The sequence below is a fragment of the Microbispora sp. H10949 genome (assembly GCF_014161435.1).
Lineage (GTDB): Bacteria > Actinomycetota > Actinomycetes > Streptosporangiales > Streptosporangiaceae > Microbispora > Microbispora triticiradicis.
On the sequence record NZ_JABBWZ010000015.1, the window covers coordinates 22,604 to 39,569 of the forward strand.

The window sequence follows — 16,966 nt, forward strand, 5'->3', positions numbered from 1 at the left end:
GAGGTGTCTACCCCCGCAGATGCCGGGCGAGGAACCGGACCGCGCTGTCGGCCTCGAACCCGGGCACCTCGTGGTGCCCGCCCACGTTGGCGTGCAGCGTCTTCTCCTTCGAGGCCAGCGCGTCGAACAAGGCGAGGCCGGATTCACGCGGGATGAGCTCGTCGTCCCACTGGAGCGCGAACTCGACCGGCACCGTGATCCGTCCCGCCGCCTCGGCCAGGGCCTCGTCGTAGGAGTGGAGACCGAGCACCGCCGCGGTGATCCTGGGTTCGGCCGCCGTCAGCGGCAGCCCGATCGCGGTGCCCATGCTCACGCCGTAGTAGCCCACCGGCCCGCCGGCGCCGATCTCCGGCAGTTCCTGGAGGGCGTCCAGGGTCGCCCGCCACTCGGGCACCGCACGCCTGGCGATGCCGGCGTTGAAGGCGACGACGATCGGGCCGACCGGCTCACCCGCCGCCATCGCCCGCCGGAGCGCGGCGATCTCCCGCTCGTCGTCCTCCGTACGCGGCCGTCCGCCGTGACCGGGTGCGTCGATGGCGGCGACGTGGAAACCGCCGTCGCCCACGAGGCGGGCCGCGCGGCCGGCCATCCCCGGCGCCCTGCTGTCCTGGCCGCCGCCGTGCCCCAGCAGCACCAGCGGCGCGCGGCCGGAACCGGACTCGGGCGACCAGACCATGCCGGGGACCTCGCCCACGGTGAACCCGCGCGCGATGACGCCGTTCGACGTTTCTTCCGAAGTGAAATGCACAGAAGGCATTAGGTTGTCGCTTTCCGGGAGTGCTTGTTGTCCAGGCGCTCCCGGCGACTCCTTATGTCAGTCGCCCGACCGTGATGACGAGAGGGAGCACCCCATCGACACAACGTTCATGGGTCTCACCTCCTCGCAGCCTGTCACGATCACCCGCACGCTACCAGCTCCGGACCATCCCGCCCAACCGTATTCACCGCGAATACAGGCAGCCCAATCACCCGTGTGTCAATGCGAGGGGGGTGGCGCGAATGGGGTGGCCGAGAAAGGCGATCCCCCGCCACTTTCAAGCTATAGCGCACCGGGGGGCTTGCGGCAAGACCCCGGTCGTACCGCAGAATCTCCGTCCGAACAGGGAGCGGGACCTTGTCGTATGGGGGATTCATGATCGACGTGATCATCGCCGGTGGCGGGCCGACCGGCATGATGCTGGCCGGTGAGCTGCGGCTGCACGGCGTGCGGGTGGTCGTGCTGGAGAAGGAGACGGAGCCGACCGGGTTCGTCCGGGCGCTGGGCCTGCACGTGCGCAGCATCGAGGTGCTGGACCAGCGTGGCCTGCTGGAGCGGTTCCTCCCGCACGGCCGCAGGTCTCCGGTCGGCGGTTCCTTCGCCGCCATCGAGAAGCCCTCGCCCGAACGGCTGGACACCGCGCACCCCTACGTCCTCGGCGTCCGGCAGACCATCACCGATCGCCTGCTGGGCGAGCACGCCGCCGAGGTGGGCGCCGAGATCCGGCGCGGCCGCGCGCTGGCGGGGCTGAGTCAGGACGAGCACGGGGTGACCGCGGAACTGGCCGACGGCACGCGGCTGCGCGCGCGCTACCTCGTCGGCTGCGACGGCGGCCGCAGCACGGTGCGCAAGCTGCTGGGCGTCGGCTTCCCCGGCGAGCCCACCAGGGTCGAGACGCTGCTGGGCGAGATGGAGGTGGGCGTGCCGCCGGAGACGGTGGCTGCCGTGGTGGCCGAGGTCCGCGCCACCCAGAAGCGGTTCGGGCTCGCGCCCTTCGACGAGGGGGTGTACCGCGTGGTCGTGCCCGCCGCCGGAGTGACCGAGGACCGCTCGGTCCCGCCGACCCTGGAGGACTTCAGGCAGCAGCTGCGGGCCGTCGCCGGCACCGACTTCGGCGTGCACTCCCCCCGCCGGCTCTCCCGCTTCGGCGACGCCACCCGGCTGGCCGACCGCTACCGGGTGGGCCGGGGGCTGCTGGCCGGCGACGCGGCGCACATCCACCCGCCGGTCGGGGGGCAGGGCCTCAACCTCGGCATCCAGGACGCGTTCAACCTCGGCTGGAAGCTGGCCGCAGAGATCGCCGGCTGGGCCCCGGAGGGGTTGCTGGACAGCTATGAGACCGAACGGCGCCCGGTGGCCGCCGACGTGCTGGACAACACCCGCGCGCAGATGGAGCTGTTGTCGACCGAGCCGGGCGCCCAGGCGGTGCGCCGCCTGCTGTCGGAGCTGATGGACTTCGAGGACGTGAGACGGCGCCTGGCCGAGAAGATCACCGCCATCGGGATCCGCTACGACTTCGGCGAGGGGCACGAACTGCTCGGCCGGCGGATGCGGGACGTGACACTGAAGCGCGGGCGCCTCTACGAGCTCACGCGCGGCGGCCGCGGGCTGCTGCTCGACCAGACCGGCCGGCTCTCGGTCGCCGGGTGGGCGGACCGGGTCGACTACGCCGCCGACGTCAGCGAGGAGCTGGACGTGCCCGCCGTACTGCTGCGGCCGGACGGTCACGTGGCGTGGGCCGGCGAGGATCAGGCGGGCCTGCTCGATCGGCTGCCCAGGTGGTTCGGCGCGCCGCGCGGCTGAGCGCCCCGTACGGCTCGCGCGGATGACCGATGGGCGGAAGCGGGACCGGTTCAGACCGTTCCGAACCCTCCGGCGGCCGGGGAGGCCTCCGAGGCGCCGTGCGAACCGTCCGGCGCCCGGAGCGCCCGGGTGACGGAGCCGGTCCGCCGCGCGGTGCCCCACATCCACTCGACGCTCGCCTCGGCCCGCCTGCGGGCGAGCCAGTCGTCGAAGATCCGGTTCTCGATCGCCTGCCGGGTCCCGTCGTCGAGGACGGCGGGGCGCACCTCCAGGACGCAGGTGACCAGCGGCTCCGGCCCGCTGCCGGCGACGACGTCCCCGGCTTCGGCGCCCGCGGCCTCCGGGCCGAGTTCGCGGCGGTACACGAGCGCCGGCCGGACGTCCGCGCCGTACGCGAAGGCCTCCTCGGCGGCCTTCGCGAAGATCGCCGCGCGGGCGTCCTCGGCCCGCAGCCGCGCGGCCGCCGCCCGGGCGGCTTCGAGGTGGGGATAGCGCAGGCGCATCACGCTCAGGCGGTCGTGGCCGCCCGGGTCGGCGGCGAACAGCCCGGCGGCGTCCTCACCGGCCACACGGCGGCGCAGCCGGGCGATGGCGGCCTCCTGGTGGACGATCACCTCCAGCGCCGCGTGGTCGAGCCCGCGCTCCGCCATCCAGTCACGGGTGGCCCGCACGGTGAGCAGGCCGCGGGCCCGCCGGAAGGCGTCCATGGCCTCCTGAAGCTCCTCGGCGGTCAGCTCGACCGGTTCCCGCTCCAGTTCCTGCTCCACCAGGGCGGCGTTCACCAGGCGGACGGCCAGCGAACTGTCCCCCCACAGCCCGTCGAGCACGGCCATGGCCTGCTCCATCCTGACGTCGGCGCCGTCGACGCGGACGACGACCTGCTCGCCGGCGCTCTGGCTGCCGCGCAGCGGCCACGGTACGGCCCGCGCCGGCGCGAAGGCGACCGACACCGTGCCGTCCGGCGCCGGGATCAGCAGGTCGTAGTGGTGGCTCCCGCCGGGATGGTCGCGCTGCCAGACGAGGCGCATCGGCACGTTCCGGTGCCCGGCCCGCAGGTCGTCCAGCAGGCGCCTGGCGTCGGCCGGCTCGGCGCCGGAGATCCGGCGCAGGAAGGCCAGGGCGTCGTTCAGCAGGTGGTCGGGGAGAATCGGCACGTCAGGCTCCTCGCAGAAGGTGTTCGCAGATGGCCTCGCTGATCGGGAGACCGGTGAGGTGCTCCACCCACAGCCACTGAGCGTTGGGGTTCACCTCGAGGAAGACGTGCCGGCCCTCGGGGGTGAGGATCAGGTCGATCGCCCCGTACGCGAGGCCGAGCCGCTCCATGAGGGTGAGGCACCGGGCCGCGACGTCGTCCGGCAGGCGGTGCGGGCGGTGCGGGGTGACCCGCGTGTCGTAGCGCCGCCAGTCGACGCTGGACCGGTTGGACACCTGGGAGTGGATCTCCGCGGCGAAGATCCGGCGGCCGACGACGGTGACGCGCAGCTCCAGGCGCTTGTCCACCCGCTCCTGCACGATCATGGGACAGAACCGCAGCCCGTCGGCGTACGCCAGGTCGCGGGGCGACACCTGCTCGCTGAGCCGGGTGACGGTGAGGCCGTCGCCGACGCCCTCGATGAAGGGGATGTGGAACGTCTTGGTGATGACGCGGCCGTCGTGCCGCTCGTGGAACTCGAAGAACGACTCCGGGTCCGTGGTGATCAGCGTGTCCGGTACGGCGAAGCCGAGCTCCGCCGCGAGGGCGAGCTGGGAGGCCTTCTGGCCGGACCGGCGCCAGACCGACTCGCGGGCGGGGAGCTGCGGGCACGGCAGGTGCTCCCACAGGTCGCTGAGCAGGCTCTGGCACTCCCTGGCCGCGTGCGCGGCGACCGCCGGGTCGGCGATCTCCGGATGCGGCGCGGGCGGGCTGGGACGGCGCCACCACAACGCGGTGACCGTGTCGAGCGCGATCTCCTCCGCACCGCCCCTCAGGAGGCGCGGCGTCATGCGGCCGTCCGCCGCGTAGCCGACCTCCACCCTCCAGGAGACAGGGAAGCCGCCGGGGTCGAAGACGGTGACCCGCGCGCCGCGCCCGGCGAGCAGCGCGCAGACGCGGTCGGCGTGGGGATCGTCCTCACCCGTGAGGACGAGAACGTGCGGAGATGGCAAGGCCGGGCCTTTCGTGATCACGGTGGAAGGCGGGAGCGCCGCCGCGGGCGCTCCCGCCCCGTGCCTCAGCGACGGTTCAGAAGCGGTTCAGAGGCGCTTCACAGAGCACTTCGGGAAGCGCTTCGAAGGGCCGCTCAGAGGGCGATGTCGTCCCAGGAGCACATGTTGCCGCCGTACGAGCCCGTGTTGTACTCGGGCCACATGCCGCCGCTGATGCCCCGCAGGGTCTCCTCGTCGAGTTCGGCGCCGACGGCGTCGATGTCGGCGAGAACGGTCCGCACAGTCATTCCGGTGTCTCCCTAGCAGTAGACGTCGTCGCGGCTGGCGTACAGGCCGGTGTGGCTGTAGGCCCCCTCGGGGTCCATGCCGCCGTTGATCCCCTGGAGCCGGCTCTCGTCCAGCTCGGCGCCGATCTCGGAGATGTCGCGCAGCTCCGTGCGCAGGTCCTTGCCCATCTGATCTCCCTCCTTTCCGTACGGGAGCCGGGACGGCTCCCGCGCCTCAAGGCTCGGTGGAAGATCTTGGAATCGTCTTGCGAGCAGATTGGAGGGGGGCTGAGCACCGCTGCAACCGCAGGCCGGGGGGCGGGCCCGGCCTTCTCGCCGCCTCCCCGCGGCGCGGAAACCGGGCCCCCGCGGCCCGTTCCCACGCCGGATGATCCAAGTCTCCGCGCAGTGGGCGACGGAACACTGCGGGAACCATGAGGTTCAATCGCACGAAGGTGCCGCTGCTGTTCCAGGACTCCATGACCGAGTGCGGCGCCGCCTGCCTCGCCATGGTCCTCGGAGCGCACGGTCACCACACCACGGTCCGCGCGCTCGCGGACGAGATGGGGATCGGGCGCGACGGCGGGAACGCTCTCTCACTCATCCGGGCGGCACGCCGGCGAGGCCTCACCGCACGTGCCTTCTCGCTGCCCGCGGACGGGATCCGGCAGGTCCCCCTGCCCGCCGTGGCCCACTGGGAGTCGCGCCACTTCGTCGTCGTCGAGGCCCTCGGGCGCGGGCGCGTCACCATCGCCGATCCGGGTTCCGGGCGCCACCGGATCAGCGACGAGGAGTTCGCCGAGTCCTTCAGCGGAGTGGTGCTCCTCTTCGAACCGGGGCCGGAGTTCGCCCGGGGACGGTTCGGGAACGCGCGGAGCCGCTCGTGGCTCCGGTTCCTCCGTACGGCGTTCGCCGCGCGGCGGTCCCTGGTCGCCCTGCTGGCCCTGCTCAGCGTCCTGACGCAGGCGTTCGGGCTCGTCCTGCCCGCCCTGACCGGTCTGATCGTCGACCGGGTGGTCCTCTCGGGCGAACGGGACCTGATCACCGCCCTCGGCGCGGGCCTGCTCGCGGTCTTCGCCGCGCACACGGCGGTCGGGGTGCTGCGGGCGTTCACGCTCGCGGCCCTGCGCGTCCGCGCGGACGCCGACCTGCTGGAGATCACCGCGACCCGCCTGCTCGCGGCGCCGTTCCGGTTCTTCGCCGGGCGGACGTCGGTGGACCTGTCCAACAAGGTCATGGGCACCGTGCTGATCAGGGAGATCGTGATCGGCCAGGCCCTCCTCGCGGTCTTCGACGGCCCGCTGGCGCTCGGATACCTGGTCACGGTGGCCGTACGCAGCCCACTGACCGGCGCCTGCCTGCTGGCCTTCGCGGCGGCCCAGGTCGCCCTGCTGCTGGCCACCCGGCGGCACGTGAGCGACCTGGCCCGCCGCGAGGCGGACACGCGCAGCGACGTCCAGGGCCGGCTCGTGGAGGTGGTGCGGGGCATCGAGAGCATCAAGGCCTCGGGCTCCGAACCCCGCGTCCGGAGCCGGTGGACGAAGCTGCTCGCGGTGTACGTCGGCCGGGCCGGGCGCAGCAGCCGGGCCCAGGGCCTGCAGCAGGCGGTGTTCGACGCGATCAGGTTCACGGCCCCGCTGGTCCTGGTCTGGGTCGGGGCGCGGCAGGTCGTCGGCGGGGAGATGTCCCTGGGAGAGATGCTCGCGCTGCAGGCCCTCGCGGCCGTCGCGCTCTCCCTGCTGTCCTCGCTGATCAGCGGCCTGCAGTCGCTCCAGGCGGCCCGGCCGTACGTGGACCGCCTGGCCGACGTCTGGGAGGCCGAGGCGGAGGCGGTCCCCTCGGACGCGGTGACCACCGAGGTGAGCGGCCGCCTCAGCGCGGAGGGCGTGGGCTTCCGGTACACGGCGGAGGCGCCCTGGGTGGTGCGGGACGTCAGCGTGGAGGTGCCGGCGGGCCGGAAGGTCGCCCTGGTGGGCCGGTCGGGCTCGGGCAAGACCACCTTGGCCCGGGTGCTGCTCGGGCTCTTCGCCCCGGCCGAGGGCGAGATCCGCTACGACGGCGTCCCCGCCTCCCGTTTCGACCCGGGCGCGCTGCGCCGCCAGTTCGCGGTGGTGCCGCAGGAACCCGTGCTGTTCACCGGCACGATCGCCGAGAACATCGCGCTGAACGCCCCGGGCGCGTCGGCCGAGGAGATCGCCGAGGCGGCCCGCCTCGCCTGCGTGCACGACGACATCACGGCCATGCCGATGGGGTACGGCACCCTGCTCGCCGAGGGGGGCGGCCTGTCCGGAGGGCAGCGGCAGCGGATCGCCCTGGCCAGGGCCCTGCTGTCCAGGCCGAGGCTGCTGCTCCTGGACGAGGCCACCAGCCACCTCGACACGGCGACGGAGGCGGCGATCGAGGCCAACCTCGCCAGGCTGGACATGACGCGCGTCGTCATCGCGCACCGGTTGAGCACGGTGCTGGACGCCGATCTCATCCTGGTGCTGGAGGCCGGCCGGGTCGTGGAGGCCGGCGGTCACGCCGACCTGCTGCGGGCGGGCGGGCCGTACGCGCGCCTGGCCGGCGCGTCACCGGAGTCGTGACCGGGCGAGAGGGCTGTCCGAAGATTTTTCACTTCGCTTTCCACCCTTCCGACCTGCCCAAAAGCCGTCGGCCGGCCGCCCGGCCGCAGATCGGCCCGCATGGATTCGGGCTAGATGGGAAAGGTCTCCACAAACCCACGGAAGAGACACGGTTTGACAACAAATATAACGATCGCCACTGTCGGGTAGCGGAGCAACGCGCTCCGGCCGCCGCCAGTCCGGCGGAAACCATCACACCGCACGATATGGAGGAACGGTGACGCCGACCAACCCCCGCCGCCCGAAGGAAGGACAATCGTCCGGCCCGGGCGGACCACGCAGGCGCATCTCCCACCCCATGATCCTCGCCACCGCGTTCGTGCTGACCGCGACCGGCGGCGTCGGAGTGGCGGCGGCCTCCGCCGCTCCCGTCACCCCGCCGGCCGACGCTCCGGAGCCCGTGGTGACGACCACCGTGACGATCACCCCCACGCCGGTGGACCTCCCGGCCGAGACCACCACCGAGGTGCCCCTGGTGGGCCCCTTCCTCGGCGTGCTGCACGGCCAGATGGTCGTGCCGGCCAAGAACAGGTGCGACACCGTCACGGTGTTCACCCAGACCGGGCAGGCCGTCGCCGTGGCCGATGGCTCGGTCACCATCCGGAGCCAGGACGGCTTCGAGCGGTCGTACTCCGTCGACGACTCGACGCGGGTGTTCAGCGGCCGCCGCGGCGGCGAGATCCGGCAGGACGCCTGGGTCTCCGTGGTCGCCGCGGAGCCCGCTCCGCAGACCCCGCCCGAAGCCACGCCCACTCCCCCGGAAAGCACGCCCACACCTCCCGAGGAGACCCCCACACCACCCGAGAGCACACCGATTCCTCCCGAAACCACCCCCACTCCCCCGGAGGCGACGCCCACGCCGCCCGAGAGCACACCGGCTCCCCCCGGGGAAACGCCCACGCCCGATCCGCAGACGTCGACGGCTCCGGCGGCCCCCGCCGTGCCGGGGCAGGCGGACACCGTCGCGCCGAAGACCGAACCGTCACCCGCCGCCTCTCAGGGGGAGACCGCGGCGGCCGCCTACGTCTTCGATCTCTCCCGGCCGAGCAAGAAGCTGTGGAACCTCGGCAAGAGCTCGCCGTACTTCCCGCACTGGCGCTCCGGCAAGCCCGCCTGGCGCACTCCCCAGCCCTGCCCGACGCCGACGGTGACGCCCACGGCGCCGACCGACACCCCGACCGACACCCCGACCGCCCCGACCACCCCGAGCGCCCCGGCGGAGACGCCTTCCGACACCGTGTCTCCCACTCCTGAGCCGACGCCCACCGACGCCCCGGCCCCGTCCGGGTCCTGATCACCCCATGCGGCCGGCCCTCGCCTTCGCGGGAGGGCCGGCCTCCGGCTGCCCGGCGCGAGAATACGCCGGGCACGCCGGGAGGCCGCCATACCCGGCGCGCGGGAGGAGGCCGCCTATACTGCCGCTGCCGGCGGATCGGAGCGGGCGCGAATCCACGAGCGGCAGCGGCCCGGCTCCGGCCCTCCGTCCCACTACTGGCACGATCCCGGTGAACGCGCGGACGCGCGGTCGCCCTCGGCAGTACGGCACTCCGCCCGGCGCATGCCTTCCGTGCCACCCTCGAAGTACCGACGAAAGGTGACGCAGGCCATGCTGGAAGGACTTCGACAGGCGGCCGGAAGAGACGGCGCCGCCGCCGTACGGCTCGGGGACGACGCACTGGCGCCGGCCGAGCTGCTGCGCGCCGCGAGCGCCGTGGCCGGCGGGATCGCGGGCGCCTCCGCGGTCGCCGTCCACGCCACGCCGACGATGGACACCGTGATCGCGGTGGTCGCGGGACTGCTCGCGAACGTCCCGGTCGTCCCGGTGCCCCCCGACGCCGGGCCCATGGAGCGCGACCACATCCTCCGCGACTCGGCTCCCGCGCTCATGCTGGCGGCGAAGGGCGCGCTGGAGGACCCGGGCGCCCTCGGCGTCCCCGTCGTCCCCGTGGACGACGTCGCGGGCCCGGAGACCTCCTTCCCCGGCCCGGACCCCGGCTCCACCGCTCTGGTGCTCTACACCAGCGGCACGACGGGCCGCCCGAAAGGCGTGCGGATCTCGCACGGCGCCATCACGGCCAACCTCGGCGCGCTCGCCGAGGCGTGGGCGTGGACGGAGGAGGACACGCTGGTCCACGGGCTGCCGCTGTTCCACGTCCACGGCCTGATCCTCGGCGTGCTCGGCGCCTTCCACACCGGCTCGGCGCTGGTGCACACGGGACGGCCGGCCCCGCGCGCGTACGCCGGGGCGCCGGGGACGGTCTACTTCGGGGTCCCCACCGTGTGGTCGCGGGTCTGCGACGACCCGGAGTCCGCGCGGGCCCTGCGCGGCGCCAGGCTGCTGGTCTCCGGCAGCGCTCCGCTCCGGCCTGCCCTGTTCGAGAACGTACGGGCCCTCACCGGGCACGCCCTGCTCAACCGGTACGGGATGACCGAGACCCTGGTCACGCTCAGCGGCCGGGCGGGAGAGGACCAGACGCCCGGCTGGGTCGGGACCGCCCTGCCCGGCGTGGAGACGCGGCTGGTGGCGGAGGACGGCGACCTCCTGCCCCATGACGGCTCCGCCCTGGGCGAGCTGGAGGTGCGGGGGCCGAGCCTGTTCACGGAATACACCAACGCACCGGAGGCCACGGCGGCCTCGATGACCGCCGACAGCTGGTTCCGCACCGGCGACCTGGCGGTCGTCGGGCCCGGCGGCGTCCACCGGATCATGGGCAGGGCGTCGACCGACTTCATCAAGACCGGCGGCTTCAAGGTGAGCGCCGCCGAGGTGGAGGACGCCCTCCTGGCGCATCCGGCGGTGCGCGAGGCCGCCGTCGTGGGCGCCCCCGACGACGATCTCGGGGAGCAGATCCACGCCTACGTCGTGGCGGACGCGGTCCCGGCCGACGAGCTCGTGAACTTCGTCGCCACCCAGTTGTCCGTCCACAAGCGGCCCCGGCAGGTGCGCTTCGTGGCGGAGCTGCCCAAGAACCGGCTGGGCAAGGTCGTCAAGGGTGACCTCGGCCGCCGGTGAGCACACCGGCGAGACCACTGGCGAGCGCACCGGCGAGATCCGGGCGGGGTCCGGGCGGATCACCGCCGCCTCATCGGGAGGCGGTGATCCGTCGCGGACGGCCCGTGGCCGCCCGCCGTTCCCGGAGAGGCGCGGTTCAGCGGCCGCGCCTGCGCCCGGCCCTGCCGCTCACCCCGCCGAACAACGCCAGGCCCCGCACCACGACCACCGGCGCAGAGGGATCGATGTCCGGGCCGTTCTGCACGTCGAAGCCGCCGAAGATGCCGGTCCCGTGGCAGCGCAGCTCGACCCCCTCGGGCACGATGATCTCGGCGCCGCCGAAGATCGCGTTGACCGTGATCTCGACCTCCTTCGCCTCGAACTCGGCGGAGGTGAGGTCGAACTGCACCCCGCCGAAGACGGCGAGCGCCTTGGTCCTCCGCCGTACCCTCCAGCGGCCCTTGCGTACGGCGCCGCCGAAGACGGCGACGACGCTCTCGGGCTCGGAGGTCGCGTCGGGATGGTAGGACACCGGGGTCGCGGCCGGACGGCGCCGGTCGACCTGCAGGTCGTGGGTGAGCACGTCGAGCTCTCCCACGGTCTTCACCTGGTAGAGGGTGTCCAGGCGCTCGGAGTACTCCTCGTGACTCAGCTGACCGTTGCTCAGAGCCTCGCCGAGCAGGGCGGCGACCTGCTCCCTGTTGCTGTCCGAGGCACGCAGGTGCGACGTCTGCGAGTCGCCACGCTCGGGGGGGTTATCCATGATGGTCACGATAGTTCTCCTCGGCCCCCGGCAGGGAGCCGAACGTACGCGCGACGCGGTCCCGCCGAACCGCGGCGCCCGACGCACGCCCTGCCGGAGTGCCGGGGCGCCGCACGACCGGCGGCAGGTGCCCCTCCACGCGCTCCGCGGAGGGGCACCTTCCACCGGTGTTTAGTTGCGGCAGCCGCTGAAGCAGCTGTTGTCGCAGTCGAATCCCCAGACGGCGTTGGCCCAGAGACAGTTGTCCCACCAGCAGTCATTCCACGAGGGAATGACACTGCCGCACGTCTCCCCACCGAAGGAGGCGGTGCGCCAGTCGTTGAAACTGTTGTCGAAGGTGTTGTTGACCCCGACTGTGGTGTAGCCGTCTCCGAACTCGGTGGTGCCGCACGGGTTGCGGCGGGGGGCGGTGCGCCAGTTGTTGAAGCTGTTCGCGAAGGTGTTGTTGAACAGGACTTCTTCAGCCGGGCCCGAGTAGCCGTATTCGGTTGGAGCGGTCGCCGCGCCCGCGGCCGCGGCGCTCAGTGCGAGAGCGCCACCGGCGAGCGCGGTGGAGAATGCGAATCCGGCGATGACCTTCTTGAGCTTGGGCATTCGTGTCCCCCTCTAAAGGATCAACTGCCTGATTGCACGACATCCACTCTTAGAGAGCTATGTCGTTCAGTGACCGTTAAGCCGCCATCACCCCGCGATTGCATGGTTTCCAGACCGAATGACCGATAAACGGTGATTTACCGTATTTGATGCCCCATTGCGAGCAATGGGGCATCCGAAGTCCACTTATGCGTCGTTTATCCCGAAATGTCCGAATCTGCGCTGCGAACGGACGGCTCCTCCGGGGTCTCCTCCGGAGCGGCGCCGGGGTGGGCCGCGACGAACCGTTCGAGGATCTCGTCGGGCACCTTCCCGCGCGCGGGCACCTCCAGCCCCTGCTCACGGGCCCACTCGCGGACGTCGGTGAGCGTGTGACCGCGCAGGCGCGGCGACGCGTCCGCCGCCTTCTTCGCGCGCGACGCCTGCTTCACCTCACGGGCGTTCTCCAGGACTTCCTCGACGAAGGCGAGCGCCTCGTTCAGTCGCTTGTGGTTCTCGTCGCACAGGTCGATGGCGAAGGTCCGGTTCAGCAGCGGGAACTCCCGTCTCGCCACGTCGTCGCCCTCGGAGTGGTCGAGGTCGTCAACCAGTATCACCTTCTGCGCCACGTGCCGCCCTTTCCCAGGTGGATCTACGTCTTTCCGGACCGTGGCATCCTACTCGCGGGGTATCCCGCTCGCGCTGGTCACCCGCAACCCGCCACCCGCCGCTCTCCGGCGGGACGACCGGGGGTGACTTCGGAGGCGGGGCGGGTAGGGCCAGGGCATGCCGGAAGGGCATCTGGTCCATCGTCACGCACGCGAGCAGCACGAGGCGCTCGCCGGGCGCATGGTCCGGGCCACCAGTCCCCAGGGCAGGTTCGACGCGGCACCGTACGACGCCAGGGTCGTCGAGCGCGTGGAGGCTCTCGGCAAGCACCTGCTCTACTGGCTGGAGGGCGCCCCGCCCATCCACGTCCACCTCGGCATGCGCGGCCTCTTCCTGCGGTACGACGACCCCTCGGCCGAGCCGCGCCGGGGCACCCGGCTTCGCCTGGCCACCGGCGAGGTGGCGTTCGACCTGATCGCCCCGATGCGGTGCGAACCGATCGACGAGGGGAGGCTTCGCGCGCTCAGGGCCGCGACCGGCCCCGACCCCCTGCGCGGGGACGCCGACCGGGAGGACGCCGTACGGCGCCTGCTCGCGGCCCCCGACCCGGTCGGCGCGGCCGTGCTCGACCAGCGGGTGTGGGCCGGGATCGGCAACGCCTGGCGGGCGGAGCTGCTCTTCCTCACGGGCCTCGATCCCCGCGCCGCCGGCATCGGCGCGGAGGCGGCGGGGCGGCTCTGGGACACCGCCGTGCGCTATCTCGCGCTGGGCCGCGACGCGGGGCAGGTGGTCAGCGACCCGGACGCGCCGGACGAGCGCTGGGTCTACAAACGCGAGCGCTGCCGCCGCTGCGGAACCTCCGTCCGCACCTGGACGCTGGCCGCGAGGACGGCGTACGCGTGCCCCGTCGACCAGCCCGCACATGCCCCCTGACCTGGGAAGTCACGCCACCGCCAGGTTGTTACACCCAGGTGAACGAAGGCCACCGGCTCCTGGACATCCGCCGCCTCTACGTCGAGCCCGCCGCGGCCGGACTGCCGCGCGGCAAGGAGATCCTCCAGCGGTTCCCCGACGCCGAGCGCGTCGAGATCGAGTCGCACCACCGGATCCCCGAGCTGTACGGGGACGAGTCGAACGTCTCCCGCTGGGTCAGGATCAAGACCGAGGCACTGGTCCTCGGCGTCAAGAAGTCGCTCACCGCGCGGCCCAACGGCCGGTCGAGCGACTTCATCGCGCCCTCCACCGCGAACGGCTGCGCGATGGCCTGCGCGTACTGCTACGTGCCGCGCCGCAAGGGCTACAGCAACCCGATCACGGTGTTCGCGAACATCGACAAGATCACCGGCTATCTCGCCCGGCACGCGGGACGGCAGGGCGTCAAGCCCGAGCCCAACCAGGTCGACCCGCACGCCTGGGTGTACGACATCGGCGAGAACTCCGACTGCTCGGTGGACGCGACCGTCTCGGACAACGTGCGCGACCTCGTCGACCTGTTCCGCGACCTGCCGAACGCCAAGGCGAGCTTCGCGACCAAGTACGTCAACCGCGACCTGCTCGGCTGGGACCCGCAAGGCCGTACGCGCGTCCGGTTCAGCCTGATGCCGGCCGCGGACGCCAAGCTGCTGGACATCCGCACCTCGCCCGTCGCCGACCGCATCGCGGCCATCGACGACTTCGTCGAGGCGGGATACGAGGTGCACGTCAACTTCAGCCCCGTCGTCGTACGGGACGGCTGGCTGGAGGACTGGGCCGAGCTGCTCGGGCAGCTCGACGACGCGCTGGGCCCGGCGGCGCGCGCAGCTCGCCGCCGAGGTCATCTTCCTCACCCACAACGACCGCCTGCACGAGGTCAACCTCGGCTGGCATCCCAAGGCCGAGGAGGTGCTGTGGCGTCCCGACCTCCAGCAGCCCAAGCGCTCGCAGACCGGCGGATGGAACGTCCGTTACAAGACCGGCCACAAGGGCCGCTACGTCACCGCGCTCACCGGCCTGATCGCCGAGAGGCTGCCGTACTGCCGGGTCCGCTACGCCTTCTGACCTCGGGCGTACGCGGCGGGGAGGGCCGCGCCGATCTCGCGTGCGACCTCGGGGTGCGCGAGGTACTCCTCCACGTCGTGCACCCGGCTCAAGGGGTTGGTGACGCACGTCTCGACGAGTTCGCCCTGCCAATCGTCGTCGAGCGGGCATCCGACGGTGACCGGGTCGGTGGGACACCACGCGTTGAACCAGTGGGCCACCTGGCCGGGACGCTGCGGGCCGCCGGCGAGCAGGCGCCGGTACACGGTGTCGAGGCCGAGCGGGCTGCCCGCGGTGACGAGCAGACCGACGTTCACGGCCGGGCCGAGGCGGATGAGCAGGTCCAGCGCGACGACCGTGCCCAGGCTGTGGCTGACGATCACCAGCGGGCCGCGGGGCGTCTCCCGCAGCACCGTGTCCAGCACGGCCTCCCGGACCCGTTCGTCCCCCAGGTAGGCGGCCACGTCCGCGAAGATCGCGGCGATGGCGAGCCGGTCCAGGTCGGTGACGGCCGCCAGCCAGCTCAACCCACCGTGCACCAGGTCCGCCCGTTCCCCGCCCGTCGGCCGGGTTCCGGGCATCCCGGCCCTGGCCGCGGCCTCCACGATCAGCTGCTCGTACAGCCGTCTCGTGCCGTAGAGCACGGGAGCCGCCGCGTCGACCGGGTCGGCGAAGATCTCCTCAAGGGAGTGCGGCGCGGGGCGGGAGGGCCGCAGGGCTTCGGCGAGCCGGTCGCCGTAGAAGGGGAAGCAGACGTCCCCCGGGGCGATCGTGGGCAGTCCCGCCCGGGTCAGCCCGCCGTTCAGGCCCGCCGTCCAGTAACGGCGCAGGTGCTCGGGGTCGCGTCCCTGCTGGCCTCGGCCGTGCAGGAACACCAGGTGCAGGGCGCCCCCGAACGCCGCGGAGTCCGCGGCGAGCCCCGTCGTGCCGGGCTCGTCAGGAGACACCGTGGTGGCCTCTGACGATCCGGGCGTGACCGTCCGCGTGGCCGCGGGCTCCACCGGCTCCGCCGGCGCCGTCACGGGTGACGCGGTGGGAGCCGATCCCGCGGCGCGGCCGTCCAGGAGCCCCGACTCCGGCCCCATCTCCGCGAGCAGCGCCGTCCACGCGCCGTCGAACCGCAGCGTGACCAGGTGCCGCAGGATCGAGCTGACGCGCACGCCCTCGTTGGACACCCAGTCCACGGCGTCGTCGCCGTCACCGGCCTGCCAGACCTGGCCGTCGCGACGGAGGATGCGGTCCTGGTCGTCGGTCCTCGGCACGCCGCCGTGGTGGAGCGCCGTCACCTCCCACTGGTCGTTGAACACGGGCGAGCCCGAACTGCCCGGCTCCGTGTCGGTCTGGTATTGCAGGAAGTCGTCCAGACGGACCTCCAGCCGGTTCTCCCGGATGGAGATCTCCTTCAACCGGCCCCCGGGATGGCCGACGATGTTCACCGCTTCGCCGATGACGAGCTTGCCCGGCTGCGCGCTGAGCCGGTTCCAGCCGAAGATCTCCCCCGCCGGCCGTCCGCCGGCCTCGGGAGCGACCAGGACGAGGGCGAAGTCGAGGCCCTCGTCGGCCACGAAGAACGCGTCCGGATCGAGGGCGAACCGCTTGGCCACCTCGGGCGTGTTGTCCACGCCGACCTGGGCGTCGAACTCGGCGAACGCCTGCCGTACGGCCTCCGGGCAGGGGAGGACGTGGTGGTTGGTCAGCAGCAGCCGGGGCGAGACCAGGAAGCCGGTGCCGATCGGCAGCTCCCGGCCGTTCTCGCGCACCGAGATCCTGGCGACGGTGCGGGCCGCCCGGGCCCCGCGCGGCAGGAAGCTCCACGCCTGGAGGTCCTTGGCGACGCCGAGGATGCGCTCGTGCATCGCGGGCCGGTCCAGGCGGACGCCCCGGGTGGCGTCGATCACGGCCTCGACCGGCACTCCCTGACGCTGGACGAGCCGGGCGGCACGGGCCGCGAGCAGGTCCGGCGAGTCGGGGAAGGCGTCGCCCTCGCTCTGCCTGCGGCGCACCTCGTCCCGGACCGTGCCGCTGCGGCGATACCGTACGGCTGCCGCCCTGGCGTGGCGCAGGCCCTTCTTCCGGACCTCGTCGGCGATGTCCACGGCGTCTCCCGTCACTTCGCGATCGTCAGCACGCCGCCCTGGCAGGACAGCACGGTGAGGTCGGTGCGCCCGCCTTCGGGGAAGACGACGCGCACGCCGCTCTCCCGCGCGTGCCAGCGGCCCGTCACCGGCCGCGGGCGGTCGGCGGGGCCGGGGCGGAGCTCGACGAACGTGCCGTCCGCCCGGAACTCCAGGCCCCGGCGCGGACGGCGAGAGGGCCGGAACGGATGGCGCGCGGGGCGGTAGACCTCCGCGTCGCCGGTGTCCTCCTCGTAGGAGTGCAGCCACTCCCCCACGATGCCGATGTCCGGTTCCGTCACGG

At 72.7% G+C, this 16,966-nt stretch carries 16 protein-coding genes and 1 pseudogene; 7 read left to right on the forward strand and 10 right to left on the reverse strand.

Going from position 1 to position 16,966, the window contains the following annotated elements:
- Nucleotides 1–7: 7 nt before the first annotated feature.
- The gene (locus HHX40_RS31705) at nucleotides 8–748 is read right to left on the reverse strand and encodes a dienelactone hydrolase family protein (protein ID WP_259404090.1); all 741 of its coding nucleotides are present in this window, start codon (nucleotides 746–748) and stop codon (nucleotides 8–10) included.
- Nucleotides 749–1,132: 384 nt separating this feature from the next.
- On the opposite strand from HHX40_RS31705, the gene rox reads away from it, so the two are divergent.
- Nucleotides 1,133–2,560 carry a rifampin monooxygenase gene (gene rox / locus HHX40_RS31710; protein ID WP_182883527.1) on the forward strand — a complete coding sequence of 476 codons (1,428 nt, stop codon included), beginning with the start codon at nucleotides 1,133–1,135 and terminating at the stop codon, nucleotides 2,558–2,560.
- Nucleotides 2,561–2,610: 50 nt separating this feature from the next.
- Here the strand turns inward: rox and HHX40_RS31715 are convergent, their stop codons facing one another.
- The 4 genes from HHX40_RS31715 to HHX40_RS31730 form a co-directional block, all read right to left on the reverse strand.
- Nucleotides 2,611–3,714, reverse strand: a complete 1,104-nt coding sequence (locus tag HHX40_RS31715) for a TIGR04500 family putative peptide maturation system protein (RefSeq protein WP_182883528.1) — start codon at nucleotides 3,712–3,714, stop codon at nucleotides 2,611–2,613.
- Nucleotide 3,715: 1 nt separating this feature from the next.
- Entirely contained in the window at nucleotides 3,716–4,705 is a 990-nt protein-coding gene (locus HHX40_RS31720) for an MvdC/MvdD family ATP grasp protein (RefSeq protein ID WP_182883529.1), read from the reverse strand.
- Between the two features lie 134 nt (nucleotides 4,706–4,839).
- On the reverse strand, nucleotides 4,840–4,992 hold the full coding sequence (locus HHX40_RS31725) for a hypothetical protein (RefSeq protein WP_165900704.1): 153 nt from the start codon (nucleotides 4,990–4,992) through the stop codon (nucleotides 4,840–4,842).
- A 12-nt stretch (nucleotides 4,993–5,004) separates the two neighbouring features.
- Nucleotides 5,005–5,160, reverse strand: coding sequence for a hypothetical protein (locus HHX40_RS31730; RefSeq protein ID WP_165900703.1), 156 nt, complete (start codon nucleotides 5,158–5,160; stop codon nucleotides 5,005–5,007).
- Nucleotides 5,161–5,405: 245 nt separating this feature from the next.
- Here HHX40_RS31730 and HHX40_RS31735 point away from each other — a divergent pair, with 245 nt between their 5' ends.
- From HHX40_RS31735 to HHX40_RS31745, 3 genes are all read left to right on the forward strand, one after another.
- The gene (locus HHX40_RS31735) at nucleotides 5,406–7,556 is read left to right on the forward strand and encodes a peptidase domain-containing ABC transporter (RefSeq protein ID WP_182883530.1); all 2,151 of its coding nucleotides are present in this window, start codon (nucleotides 5,406–5,408) and stop codon (nucleotides 7,554–7,556) included.
- A 256-nt stretch (nucleotides 7,557–7,812) separates the two neighbouring features.
- A complete protein-coding gene (locus HHX40_RS31740) occupies nucleotides 7,813–8,889 on the forward strand; it encodes a hypothetical protein (RefSeq protein WP_182883531.1) in 1,077 nt (358 codons plus the stop codon).
- A 312-nt stretch (nucleotides 8,890–9,201) separates the two neighbouring features.
- The gene (locus HHX40_RS31745) at nucleotides 9,202–10,608 is read left to right on the forward strand and encodes an AMP-binding protein (RefSeq protein WP_182883532.1); all 1,407 of its coding nucleotides are present in this window, start codon (nucleotides 9,202–9,204) and stop codon (nucleotides 10,606–10,608) included.
- A gap of 136 nt (nucleotides 10,609–10,744) precedes the next feature.
- Here the strand turns inward: HHX40_RS31745 and HHX40_RS31750 are convergent, their stop codons facing one another.
- The 3 genes from HHX40_RS31750 to HHX40_RS31760 form a co-directional block, all read right to left on the reverse strand.
- A complete protein-coding gene (locus HHX40_RS31750; protein ID WP_182883604.1) occupies nucleotides 10,745–11,350 on the reverse strand; it encodes a DUF1707 SHOCT-like domain-containing protein in 606 nt (201 codons plus the stop codon).
- Between the two features lie 171 nt (nucleotides 11,351–11,521).
- On the reverse strand, nucleotides 11,522–11,944 hold the full coding sequence (locus HHX40_RS31755; RefSeq protein ID WP_182883533.1) for a hypothetical protein: 423 nt from the start codon (nucleotides 11,942–11,944) through the stop codon (nucleotides 11,522–11,524).
- Nucleotides 11,945–12,141: 197 nt separating this feature from the next.
- A complete protein-coding gene (locus HHX40_RS31760; RefSeq protein WP_182883534.1) occupies nucleotides 12,142–12,552 on the reverse strand; it encodes a histone-like nucleoid-structuring protein Lsr2 in 411 nt (136 codons plus the stop codon).
- A gap of 157 nt (nucleotides 12,553–12,709) precedes the next feature.
- On the opposite strand from HHX40_RS31760, the gene HHX40_RS31765 reads away from it, so the two are divergent.
- The 3 genes and pseudogenes from HHX40_RS31765 to HHX40_RS36080 all read left to right on the forward strand — a co-directional run bounded on the left by HHX40_RS31765 (nucleotide 12,710) and on the right by HHX40_RS36080 (nucleotide 14,569).
- Nucleotides 12,710–13,465, forward strand: coding sequence for a DNA-formamidopyrimidine glycosylase family protein (locus HHX40_RS31765; protein ID WP_182883535.1), 756 nt, complete (start codon nucleotides 12,710–12,712; stop codon nucleotides 13,463–13,465).
- 38 nt (nucleotides 13,466–13,503) lie between these two features.
- Nucleotides 13,504–14,319 (forward strand): annotated as a pseudogene (locus HHX40_RS38355) (spore photoproduct lyase family protein); the annotation flags it as partial.
- A gap of 94 nt (nucleotides 14,320–14,413) precedes the next feature.
- Nucleotides 14,414–14,569 carry a hypothetical protein gene (locus tag HHX40_RS36080; RefSeq protein WP_220499828.1) on the forward strand — a complete coding sequence of 52 codons (156 nt, stop codon included), beginning with the start codon at nucleotides 14,414–14,416 and terminating at the stop codon, nucleotides 14,567–14,569.
- Here HHX40_RS36080 and HHX40_RS31775 read toward each other — a convergent pair.
- Nucleotides 14,557–16,659, reverse strand: coding sequence for a serine protease (locus HHX40_RS31775; RefSeq protein ID WP_310738373.1), 2,103 nt, complete (start codon nucleotides 16,657–16,659; stop codon nucleotides 14,557–14,559). The two genes, HHX40_RS36080 and HHX40_RS31775, sit on opposite strands and share 13 nt — an antisense overlap.
- A complete protein-coding gene (locus HHX40_RS31780; RefSeq protein WP_182883536.1) occupies nucleotides 16,656–16,964 on the reverse strand; it encodes a hypothetical protein in 309 nt (102 codons plus the stop codon). Before HHX40_RS31780 ends, HHX40_RS31775 begins: the two co-directional genes overlap by 4 nt.
- Between the last annotated feature and the right edge of the window lie 2 nt (nucleotides 16,965–16,966).

Bases quoted from the DNA above. Each gene is read 5' to 3' on its own strand.
- HHX40_RS31730 (WP_165900703.1), bottom strand. From the start codon at position 5,160: ATGGGCAAGGACCTGCGCACGGAGCTGCGCGACATCTCCGAGATCGGC.
- rox (WP_182883527.1), top strand. From the start codon at position 1,133: ATGATCGACGTGATCATCGCCGGTGGCGGGCCGACCGGCATGATGCTG.
- HHX40_RS31725 (WP_165900704.1), bottom strand. From the start codon at position 4,992: ATGACTGTGCGGACCGTTCTCGCCGACATCGACGCCGTCGGCGCCGAA.
- HHX40_RS31755 (WP_182883533.1), bottom strand. From the start codon at position 11,944: ATGCCCAAGCTCAAGAAGGTCATCGCCGGATTCGCATTCTCCACCGCG.
- HHX40_RS31750 (WP_182883604.1), bottom strand. From the start codon at position 11,350: ATGGATAACCCCCCCGAGCGTGGCGACTCGCAGACGTCGCACCTGCGT.
- HHX40_RS31735 (WP_182883530.1), top strand. From the start codon at position 5,406: ATGAGGTTCAATCGCACGAAGGTGCCGCTGCTGTTCCAGGACTCCATG.
- HHX40_RS31745 (WP_182883532.1), top strand. From the start codon at position 9,202: ATGCTGGAAGGACTTCGACAGGCGGCCGGAAGAGACGGCGCCGCCGCC.
- HHX40_RS31765 (WP_182883535.1), top strand. From the start codon at position 12,710: ATGCCGGAAGGGCATCTGGTCCATCGTCACGCACGCGAGCAGCACGAG.